The sequence below is a fragment of the Eggerthella sp. 1_3_56FAA genome (genome assembly GCF_000185625.1).
Taxonomy (GTDB): Bacteria; Actinomycetota; Coriobacteriia; order Coriobacteriales; family Eggerthellaceae; genus Eggerthella; species Eggerthella lenta.
The window spans coordinates 843,395-853,151 of record NZ_GL622580.1 but is presented as its reverse complement, the minus strand read 5'-3'; the positions used below and the strand labels follow the sequence as shown (position 1 = coordinate 853,151).

General features: G+C 67.4%; 9 protein-coding genes. 1 reads left to right on the top strand and 8 read right to left on the bottom strand.

The features are described from left to right. The 3 genes from HMPREF1023_RS08950 to HMPREF1023_RS08940 all read right to left on the bottom strand — a co-directional run. Positions 1-596, bottom strand: a 596-nt coding sequence (locus tag HMPREF1023_RS08950) for an ABC transporter ATP-binding protein (RefSeq protein ID WP_009305928.1), incomplete at its 3' end; no start/stop codon positions are given. 10 nt (positions 597-606) lie between these two features. Then, positions 607-1,323: an energy-coupling factor transporter transmembrane component T gene (locus HMPREF1023_RS08945; protein ID WP_009305927.1), complete on the bottom strand. Its 717-nt coding sequence runs from the start codon at positions 1,321-1,323 to the stop codon at positions 607-609. Next, entirely contained in the window at positions 1,320-1,931 is a 612-nt protein-coding gene (locus HMPREF1023_RS08940) for an MptD family putative ECF transporter S component (protein ID WP_009305925.1), read from the bottom strand. Before HMPREF1023_RS08940 ends, HMPREF1023_RS08945 begins: the two co-directional genes overlap by 4 nt. A 221-nt stretch (positions 1,932-2,152) precedes the next feature. Between HMPREF1023_RS08940 and HMPREF1023_RS08935 the strand changes: the two genes are divergently transcribed. Beyond that, the gene (locus tag HMPREF1023_RS08935; RefSeq protein ID WP_009305923.1) at positions 2,153-3,124 is read left to right on the top strand and encodes a helix-turn-helix domain-containing protein; all 972 of its coding nucleotides are present in this window, start codon (positions 2,153-2,155) and stop codon (positions 3,122-3,124) included. 26 nt (positions 3,125-3,150) lie between these two features. On the opposite strand, the gene HMPREF1023_RS08930 is transcribed toward HMPREF1023_RS08935, so the two are convergent. From HMPREF1023_RS08930 to HMPREF1023_RS08910, 5 genes are all read right to left on the bottom strand, one after another. Continuing rightward, complete coding sequence (locus tag HMPREF1023_RS08930) at positions 3,151-4,968, bottom strand: ABC transporter ATP-binding protein (RefSeq protein WP_009305920.1); 1,818 nt, start codon at positions 4,966-4,968, stop codon at positions 3,151-3,153. Continuing rightward, positions 4,961-6,748, bottom strand: a complete 1,788-nt coding sequence (locus HMPREF1023_RS08925; protein WP_009305919.1) for an ABC transporter ATP-binding protein — start codon at positions 6,746-6,748, stop codon at positions 4,961-4,963. The genes HMPREF1023_RS08930 and HMPREF1023_RS08925 overlap by 8 nt, the downstream gene beginning before the upstream one ends. 125 nt (positions 6,749-6,873) lie before the next feature. Continuing rightward, on the bottom strand, positions 6,874-8,157 hold the full coding sequence (locus HMPREF1023_RS08920) for an ATP-binding protein (RefSeq protein ID WP_009305917.1): 1,284 nt from the start codon (positions 8,155-8,157) through the stop codon (positions 6,874-6,876). A gap of 99 nt (positions 8,158-8,256) precedes the next feature. Further along, positions 8,257-9,231: an AraC family transcriptional regulator gene (locus HMPREF1023_RS08915; protein WP_009305916.1), complete on the bottom strand. Its 975-nt coding sequence runs from the start codon at positions 9,229-9,231 to the stop codon at positions 8,257-8,259. Positions 9,232-9,234: 3 nt separating this feature from the next. Continuing rightward, positions 9,235-9,757 (bottom strand): ATP-binding cassette domain-containing protein (locus HMPREF1023_RS08910; RefSeq protein ID WP_035578758.1); only part of this gene is annotated, 523 nt, incomplete at its 5' end.

The following is a 9,757-nucleotide window of genomic DNA, read 5'->3' as shown; positions in this document are numbered from 1 at the left end:
ACGGCCGCGCCCTGCGCCTTCGCGTCCAGCAGGTAGCGCCGCAGCGCCGCGATGGCCGCTTCGTCCAAGTTCGACGTCGGCTCGTCCAGCACGAGGTTCGCCGGATGGGGCGCCCACGAGCTGGCGTACGCGATGCGCTGCTTCTCGCCGCCCGACAGCGAAAAGATGCTGCGGTCGGCCAGCTCCTCCAACCCCAGCTGGCGGATGGTATCGTGCGTGCGCTCGCGTATGCGCTCCTCGGGCCACGCCATGCTCTCCAGCGAAAACGCCACCTCGCCCGTGGAATCCACGTTGAAGAACTGCGTGCGCGGGTTCTGGAACACCGAGCCCACGCATGCGGCCACCTCCCAGCTTTCGAGGTCGGCCACGTCGCGCCCGTCCACCAGCACGCGTCCCTCGAGCGTCCCCGGGAAGAACGAGGGCGCCAACCCGTTCGCCAGCCTCGTCACCGTGGTCTTGCCGCAGCCGGACGCGCCGCACACGAGCACGCACCGGCCCGCCTCCACGCGCAGGTCGATGCCGCGCACCCCCTCGGGCGCGCCCGCGCCTTCCGCAGGCGCGCGGTACGCGAAGCTCACATCGTCAAACTCGATCATCGTCTCGACCTCACTTCCCCACGCCCAACAGGCTGCACGCAAGCGCCGCCACGACCACGGCCACGCCGGCGGCCACCAGCAGCCCGTCGGACGCGCGGAACTCGATATGCGTGTAGCACGTGCGCTGCGCCGGGTTCTCGATGCCGCGCGCCACCGAGGCCATCGACAGCTCGTCGGCCACGTTCGACGCGCTCATCATGAGCGGCACGTACAGGCACTCCACCGTCATGCCCGGTCGACGCAGGAATCCGGCCAGGCTGGCGTTCACGCCGCGCATGCGCATGGCGTCCGAGATGAAGCGCCAGTCCTCGCGGATGGCCGGCACGTAGCGCAGCATCACGGCCAGCGGGATGGTCACCTGGCGTGGCACGCGCATGCGCGAGAACGCGCTCATGAACTCGTTCACGTGCGTCGTGGACACGATGACGGCCGCCAGAAGCCCGCACGGGAACACCTTGCGCACCAGCATGAAGAACGACGACAGCATCGTTTTCAGCACGCCGGTGTCCAGCTGCGCCGTGGCCAGCATGCACGCCATCATCACCGCGTACAGCCCCAGCATGCCCAGCGCGAGCCGCCCCTTCCCCAGCGCGATGCCCAGCGCCACGCTCAGCAGCATCAGGAGCGCCTCGAACCACAGCCCGGGCGACAGGAACACCGCGACGGCCCACAGCAGAAGCAGCGCAAGCTTGGCCCGCGGATCGGGCCGGAACGCGCGATCGATCATGCGGTGACGCCAGCCTTCTCGAACTGCTTCTTCAGCAGACGGCGACCCACCAGCGCGCTCACCAGGGCGCACACCAGCGTCAGCGCGATCATGCCCGGCAGCACCCAGCCCGCGCCCGTGGACACCATCGTGTCGAGGTACGCCTGCTCGGTGCCCTTCCCGGCCAGGTAGGAGGTGTAGCCCGACGGATCGATCCACAGCATGAGGTAGGACCCCATGGGGTTGAGCGAGAACACGAGGAAGCTCACGAGGTTGAGGTTCTTGTTGCGGAACCGGCCCGCGCCGGCGATGAGGTCGGCCACCACGCCCAGCACGACGAGCGCTACCGCCCACAGCCAGTACATGCCCGTCACGAACATGATGAGCCCCTCCACCACGCCCAGGATGATGATGGGGCCGTGCTTGGGCACCTTCGCCACCAGCAGCAGGTAGATGGGGCCGGTGAGCAGGGCCGCACCCGCCGGCATGAGGAACGTCAGCACGGGGTTCGGGGCGAACAGCATGCTGCCCACCATCATGAACACGAAGTACAGGGCGATGAACACGCCGCACGTCACCAGGTCGCGGGCGGTGAGCCCCTTCTTGTCGGATTGCATGGCTGAACGCATGACAGACCTCCTTCTGATTCATTTTCATGCGGAAAAGATAGCCTCGGTTAACAATGGTGTATCATACGCGGAGGGGCGGAAACGACGTCGCGCATGCGCGCCCGCGCGTCCGAACGTCGCACCGCCGCGTCCGATCGTCGCACGCGGCACGCCCCTGCGGCGCACGTCCCTGCGGCCGACCGCCGCGCCGCCGCGAGCAACCGCATGAAGGAGCAGAACCCATGGAGCACCGCCCGCCCTCGCACGACATCATCCACGCCCCGTCGCTCGAGCAGATCGGCTTCGAGGAATATGAGCCGCCGGAGGGCTTCTGCCCCCTGTGGCGCTCGTACCGGGGCGAAGGCGAAACGTCCGGCAGCTTCCACATCCTCGCACCCTCCGATCGCTGGCAGATCGCCATCCACGACTTCACGCTGCTCCACGACACCGTCATGGAGTTCGAGCTGCCCGAATACCTGAGCGTGGCCTGGTACGAGTCCATTTCGGGAGAGGAGTTCACGCCGTATCGGCGGCTGCGGGCGAAAAGCATCTGGGGATTCTACAGCGGCGACGGGGGCTGGCGCGGGCTCGTGCACGGCGGCGTGCCCGTGAAGGCCGTGTCCATCGAGGTGCGGCCCGAGATGTCGCGCGCGTACCTGGAGCGCGAGTACGACGGGCAGTTCGAGCGCGTGCGCGACGCGTTCGCCTCGCTGAGCGACGACGGCGACTCCCCCGAGCTGCGCGCGCTGCTGGCCGGGCTGTGGCCCCGCCCGGGCGACGAGCATCGCAGCCAGCTGTATTACGAGGGCAAGGTGTTCGAGGCCATGGGGCTCATCGTCGAGCGCACGAAAGCGCGCCGGGACACGTCGGGACGCGCCGTCGCGCCCGAGGACCGCGAGCGCATCCAGGCCGTGGCGCTGTACATCGACGACCACTGCGCGAGCGCGCTCACGGTGGACGACCTCGCGCGGGCCGCATGCATGAGCCCCACAAAGTTCAAGGAGTGCTTCAAGGCGGTGACCGGCTCCACGCTCACGCGCTACGTGCAGAGCCGCCGCATCAGCCAGTCCGAGGGGCTGCTGCGGATGCCCGACCTGTCGATCGAGCAGGTGGCGCACGCGGTGGGCTACACGTGCGCCAGCCGTTTCAGCGAGCTGTTCCGCCGCGAGACCGGCCTGCTGCCCAGCGAGTACCGCCGGGGACTGGAGCGGTAGGAGGCGCGGCGGCCGGGGCGGAGCCGCTAGGACGCCGCGGGCATGGGCGCGTCCTCCGCGGGCGCAGGAGCGACCGCGTCGTCGCTCGCGATCCGCCAGCCCTCGGCGCGCCGGCGGATCTCCACGAAGCGGCGGTACGTGCCGCCCTCGGCCATGAGCTGGTCGTGCGTGCCCCGCTGCGCCACCGTGCCGCCGTCCACCACGAGGATCTGGTCGGACGCTTCCACCGTGGCCAGGCGGTGCGCGATCACCACGACGGTCTTGCCCGCCGTCAGCTGGCCGATGGCCTGCTGGATGAGCTGCTCGTTCTCCGGGTCGACGCTGGCGGTGGCCTCGTCGAGGACGACGATGGGCGCGTCCTTCAGCAGCGCCCGCGCGATGGAGATGCGCTGCTTCTGGCCGCCCGACAGGCTGCTGCCGCCCTCGCCCACCACGGTGTCGTAGCCCTGCGGCAGCTCCTCGATGAAGCCGTGGCAGCACGCGCGCTTCGCGGCGGCCACCACCTCGTCGTGCGAGGCGCCGGGGCAGCCGAACGCGATGTTCGCCTCCACCGTGTCGTTGAACAGGTACACGTTCTGGAACACCATCGAGAAGTTCGCCAGCAGGCTGTCGCAGGTGAACTCGCGCACGTCGTGGCCGCCCACCCGCACGCTGCCGGCGCTCACGTCCCAGAAGCGCGCCATGAGGTTCGCGATGGTGGTCTTGCCCGAGCCGGACGGGCCCACGATGGCGCACGTGGTGCCCTCGGGTATGGCGAAGCTCACGTCGTGCAGCACCGTGCGCGCCTCGGGACCTTCGTCGTAGGAGAACGCCACGTCCTCGAACGCGATGTCGAAGCGGTCGAGGTCGAGCGCGCGCCCGTCCTCGTCGATGAAGCGCGCCTGCTCGATCTTGTCGAGGCGGTCCAGCACGTCGTTCAGGTCGCCCAGCATGTGCGCCGAGTCGGCCACGCCCTCCACGCCGCCGAAGATGGTGAACGAGAGCAGGGCGATGGCCAAGAACATCCACAGCGGCAGCGTCCCGCCGAGGCACGCCCAGGCCGCGAAGCCCACGAGGGCCACGCTGGCCAGCTTGAGCGCCACGAGGTGCGCCACGTTGAACGGCGTGAAGCCGAACTCCACGTCGACGCGGGCCTTCTTCGCCTGGGCGCACGCCGCGTACATCGGCTGCAGCGCGGAGCTGCCGCGGCCGTACGACTTCGCCGTGCCCAGCCCGCGCGCGAACTCCACGATGGCGCCGGACAGGCGCTCGGAAGCCTCGTGCGTGGCCGGCGTGAGCTTCCGGCTGCGTCGGTTGATGCCCGCCAGCGCGAGCGCCGACAGCCCCACGCCCGCCAGCGCCGCCAGCGCGCAGCGCCAGTCCATCACGGCCAGAAACGCGATGACGGCCGCCACCGACACGTAGCCGTTCACCACGGCGTCGATCATCTTCATGCCGTTCAGCTCGAGCATGCCCAGCTCGGTGGTGGTGGTCGCGAGGATGTCGCCCGTCTTCATGCGGGAGAAGTAGCCCAGCGGCACGCGCTTGAGGATGGTGCCGATGCGGATGCGCACCTCGGGCGCCACCTCGTAGCCGATGCTCTCCTGCAGACGGTTCTTGCCGTACGAGAACGCGAACCGGGCGGCGATGCACGCGACGATGGCCGCCAGCGACAGCCACACCGCCGACGGGTCGAGCGTCGAGACGCCGCGCGCGTCGTCCACCACCTGCGCGAGCATCCACGCGGCCAGCATCACGGGGGCCGCCGTGGCCCACGTCATGAAGAACGAGCACACGCAGCCCAGGTACAGGTTGCGCCGGTACGGTCCCGTCCACGCGATGATGCGCTTGAGCGCTTTAAGCATCGAGGGCCTCCTTTCGGGAAACGGCAGACCACGCCTTCGCGCACACGTGAGCCTGCCACATGGACGCGTAGAGCGGGCAGGCGGCAAGCAGCCGGTCGTGCGTGCCGTGCGCGACGATGCGCCCGTGATCCACCACCGCGATGTCGTCGGCCGCCGCCACGGTGGACAGGCGGTGCGCGATGACCAGCAGGGTCTTGCCGCGCGTCAGCCGGGCGATGGATTGCTGGATGCGCTCCTCGTTCTCCGGGTCGGTGAAGGCCGTGGCCTCGTCGAGCACCACGATGGGCGCGTCCTTGAGGATGGCGCGGGCGATGGAGATGCGCTGGCGCTCGCCGCCCGACAGCGCGTGCCCCGCCTCGCCGGCCGGCGTGTCGTAGCCATGCGGCAGGCGGCCGATGAAGTCGTCGCAGCAAGCGGCGCGCGCGGCGGCCAGCACCTCGTCGTCGGTGGCGTCGGGCTTGCCCATGCGGATGTTCTCGCGAAGCGAGCAGTCGAACAGGTAGTTGTCCTGCGCCACGAAGCTCACGAGCTGCGACAACTGGTCCAGCGGCATGTCGCGCACGTCCACGCCGCCCACGCGCACGGCGCCCGCGCCCACATCCCAATGCCGCGCGATCAGGCGCGCCAGAGTGGACTTGCCCGAGCCCGACGGCCCCACGAGCGCGCAGAACGACCCGCGCGGCACGCGCAGGCTCACGTCGTGGAGCACCTCCTCCCCGCTCTCGTAGGAGAACGACACGTTCGCCAACTCCACGCCCTCGTCGCGCACGGCCGCGCGCTGCGCAGGCTCCGGCAGCTCGGGCAGGTCGAGAAACTCGCTCGCGTCGGCCACGGCGTACTCCATCGCCTTCGCCTCGTTGAGGAACGATGACAGCTTCATGAGCGGCGCCACCACCGCCAGCGCCAGCACGAACTCCAACCCCAGCTCGGCCGGGGTGACGTCTCCCGCCAGGTACAGCGCCAGCCCGACGGGCAGCACGCCCAGCAGCGTGGTCGGCAGGATGGAGAACGCGAGGTTCATGCTGACCCAGGTGGCCTTGAACCAGCCCAGGGTGAAGTCCTTGAACGAGCGGACGGCGTTGGCGTACTTCTGGTAGGAGTTCGAACCCTGGTTGAACGCCTTGATCACCTGGATGCCCTCCACGTACTCCACCATCACGCTGTTCACATGGTTGCCCTCGGCCATGTAGGCGGCGTACATCCTGTTGTACGCCCCCAGGCCGCTTGCGAACACGACCAGCCCGATGGGCACGGTGACCAGGCACGCAAGCGCGATGCGCCAGTCGATGAGTGCCATCCACACCGCGATGGCAGCCGCCAGCAGCACGTTGCCCGAAAGCTCGGGGATCATGTGCGCCAGCGGCACTTCCACGCCCTCGATGCGATCGACGAACACGTTTTTGATCTGGCCGATGCTTTTCGACGCCGCGGTGCCGAGGGAGGTCTTCATGAGCTTCTCCACCACGTCGTCGCGCAGCGATTCGAGGATGGTGTACGCGGACACGTGCGAGAGCAGCGTCGATGCGCCGAACAGCACCTTCGACGCCACGTAGCCCGCCGCGGCCGCGCCCACCCAAGCCAGCACGGCACCGCCGTCGGGCGCGGGGGCGATCACCTCGTCGATGATGCGGTACACCGCGTAGAACGGCACGAGCCCGGCCGCCACGCTGGCCACCGAGCACAGCAGCGAGACCGCCATCTTCCCCCGGCAGCGGCCGGCGTACGAAAGCAGCACGGCCAGCCACGATGCCTTCGCGGGCGTTTCTGTCACAGGAGCCACCAAAACCACCTTCTCAGTTGGGAATGCGAACGCTCCTGACTATACGGCTCCCAGCAGGCACGTTCCGCTCCATCAAGCCAGCCCTGTTCCAATCAGGTGGGAAGTTATCTAAGACTTACCTCTCTCTACGGCGCGAGACATCCGATAGGCACAACATGCACACCGTCCAAACGCGTGTAAGCGAACCCTCCAGTACCCACCACCACAGCGAGGAAAGCGGGGGCATCGATACCTCCCGCTTCCATCTTTCTAGCGAAACGAATCAAGTTCGCAGCCGCTTCATCCTCTTGATCGGCCCCGAGCTTCACTTCGATAGCGGCATAGCCCCCGTTGTCGAGCTCGATTATCGAATCGATCTCCAAGCCCGAATTGTCACGGTAATGGCACAGCTGACCCCCCAGGCTCTGCGCGTACACATGCAAGTCGCGCGCCGCCATGGTCTCGAAAACGAACCCGAACGTGTTCAAATCGCTCTTGAGCTTATTCGGCCCCGCCTTCAAGCTTGCAGCCGCAAGGGAGGGGTCGGTAACGTGGCGTTTGGGCGTGGTTCGCAGGCGCGTTGCCGAACGCAATTCCGGCCGCCATGCAGGCTGCTCCCATATCATGTAGATGCGCTGCAAATAATCAACGTACGCGAGAACTGTCGATCGCGACAATCCGTTCGCATCGACGCTCGAAACGTCTTTCTGAATGGTGGACATGCTCGTCATGGTGGCCGTATTGCGAGATAAGGAGCGCAGCAGCACCTCAAGCTTGGCAGGCGAGTACCGCACGCCTTCAAACTCCACATCCTTGCCGCCGACGATGCTTTTTATGTATCGCCGCGCGATGAGAGCACCGTCCCCCGGATCAAGGCCAACGGCGCGGGGCCATCCACCGCGAACAGCCAATGCGATGATGTCGTCAAGTTTATGGGAAGAGCGCCCTCGTATCTTTTTCCCGGGATTGTCGAAAAGCTCCTCGAGCGACACTTCGGCCGTCGAGTCGCCCGACTCGAACAGGGTCATCGGCCGCATATCGATGCTGACGATTCGCCCGGTTCCGCTGTGCACGGTGTCCTTGAGAAGCGGTTGCGCCGAACCAGTGAGGATATACCGACCAGGCTCGGGCGCACGATCCACCGAGGCGCGTACCGCATCCCATACGCCTGGCGCAGCCTGCCACTCATCCACAAGGAGCGGATGGTCGCCTTGCAGCACGGAATCCGGATCGAGCCGAGCAAGTCGACGCGTCACGTAGCCATCCGAGGGGTCGGCGATGTACACCTCGTCGACGCTCTGATTGAGTCCTGCCCATGTTTTGCCGCACCACTTCGGCCCACGTATCTCCACGGCACCGAACAACTTGAGGCAACGCGCAAGTTCTGCATCGATAACGCGAGGTCTATACCCCGTGGGTGTGAGCGTCATGGAAATCCCTCCGAAACCGACGGCAATCAAGTATTTCGCAATGAGTATATCATACAAATAGCAAGTTACAAATCAGTCAAAAAGCAACTTGTTATCGCGCTATCGCACGTACCTTGCGCGGTCGCGGCGGTGGACGGTGGGGGTTTGGCCGATCACGGCCTTGAAGGCGGCGGTGAACTTGGAGGGGCTGTCGTAGCCCACGGCCAGGCCGATGTCGGCCACGCGCAGGTCGGTTTCGCGCAGAAGCGCGGCGGCGCGCTCCATCCGGAAGGTGCGCAGGTACGCGTACGGCGGCAGGCCGTACACCCCCTTGAAGCAGGTCTTGAACGCCGTGGGCGGCAGATCGAAGCGGTCGGCCAGCTCGTCGATGGTGTGCTCGACGGTGAGGTCGGACACCATGAAGTCGCGCGCCGCCTTCACCTTCTCCACCTGCGCGCGGTAGAAGTACGGCCGACGCTCGCGCACGGGGCCGGGATCGAGCACCTGCAGGAACAGCAGCAGCTCCAGCACTTTGAGCTGGAAGTACGTCGCGCGGATCTCGTCGGGCACGGAGTACAGCTCGCAGAAGATGTGCTCCGCGCCCGGTGCGTCGTGCATGATGAAGGGGTCGCCGCCGCGGCAGAAGCGATCGCGCAGCGCGCGCAGATCAACCGGGAACCCGCCGAGCGCTTGGGCGATGGAGCGCTCGGCGCGGGCGAGGTCGAAGGACACGGTGATGCCGCGGTAGTGACCCAGCGGCAGGACGAACATGCCGGTATGGCGGGAGCGGTCGTCTATCTTGAGGTCGCCGGACGCCACGTAGGAGTAAGCGCCGCCCGCGACGGGCTGCTCGATGCGCCCCTCGCGGCAGTGGTCGATGCACAGCATGTCCGGGCCGGCCACGAACCCCGAATCGTACGCGTCCAGCCGGAAGTCGTTGAACGAGAGTCCCACGCCGTCGAACACCTGGCAGAAGGCCATGGATCCCTCGCCCGTGTCGTTCTTCACACGGAGCACGGCCCCTCCCGGCCGCTCCTCCACGACGCCTTCGCCACCCGCCATCACGCACGACAGCACATCGCCCGCCTCGCCCATCGATCAGCCCGCCTCCAATTCGTACGCGAAATCGCAGCTGCGGCTGAGGAATTCGCAGTCGTGCGTGACCACGACGATGCAGATGTCCCGTTCAGCCAGCCCTTTCACCAACCGGCTTACCTCAACCATATGCCCGAAGTCAAGCCCGCTCGTCGGCTCGTCCAACAGCAGCACCTCCCACCCGGCGAGCAGGGCGCAGGCCACGGCCAGCCGCTGCTTCTGGCCGCCGGACAGCGCCATGGGGTGGCACGCCTCCAGATGCTCCAGGTCGAGGGCCGCCAGCACTTCGTCCACGCGAGCCGCGTCGACGCCGCCCGCCGACAGCTCGCACTCCCCGCGCACGCTGTCGCTGAACAGCTGATGGTTCACGTCCTGCATGACGAGCGAGCACCGGCGGCGGCGCGCGCGGGCATCGAGCGGTGCGCCGTCGAAGCGCAGCTCCCCCTCCGTCGCGCGCTCGAGGCCCGCCATCGCGCGCACGAGCGTCGACTTCCCCACGCCGTTCGCGCCCGTCACGCCCACCACC

Coding starts and splice junctions, on each gene's coding strand:
- HMPREF1023_RS08945 (WP_009305927.1), bottom strand. CDS start 1,323: ATGATCGATCGCGCGTTCCGGCCCGATCCGCGGGCCAAGCTTGCGCTG.
- HMPREF1023_RS08940 (WP_009305925.1), bottom strand. CDS start 1,931: ATGCGTTCAGCCATGCAATCCGACAAGAAGGGGCTCACCGCCCGCGAC.
- HMPREF1023_RS08935 (WP_009305923.1), top strand. CDS start 2,153: ATGGAGCACCGCCCGCCCTCGCACGACATCATCCACGCCCCGTCGCTC.
- HMPREF1023_RS08930 (WP_009305920.1), bottom strand. CDS start 4,968: ATGCTTAAAGCGCTCAAGCGCATCATCGCGTGGACGGGACCGTACCGG.
- HMPREF1023_RS08920 (WP_009305917.1), bottom strand. CDS start 8,157: ATGACGCTCACACCCACGGGGTATAGACCTCGCGTTATCGATGCAGAA.
- HMPREF1023_RS08915 (WP_009305916.1), bottom strand. CDS start 9,231: ATGGGCGAGGCGGGCGATGTGCTGTCGTGCGTGATGGCGGGTGGCGAA.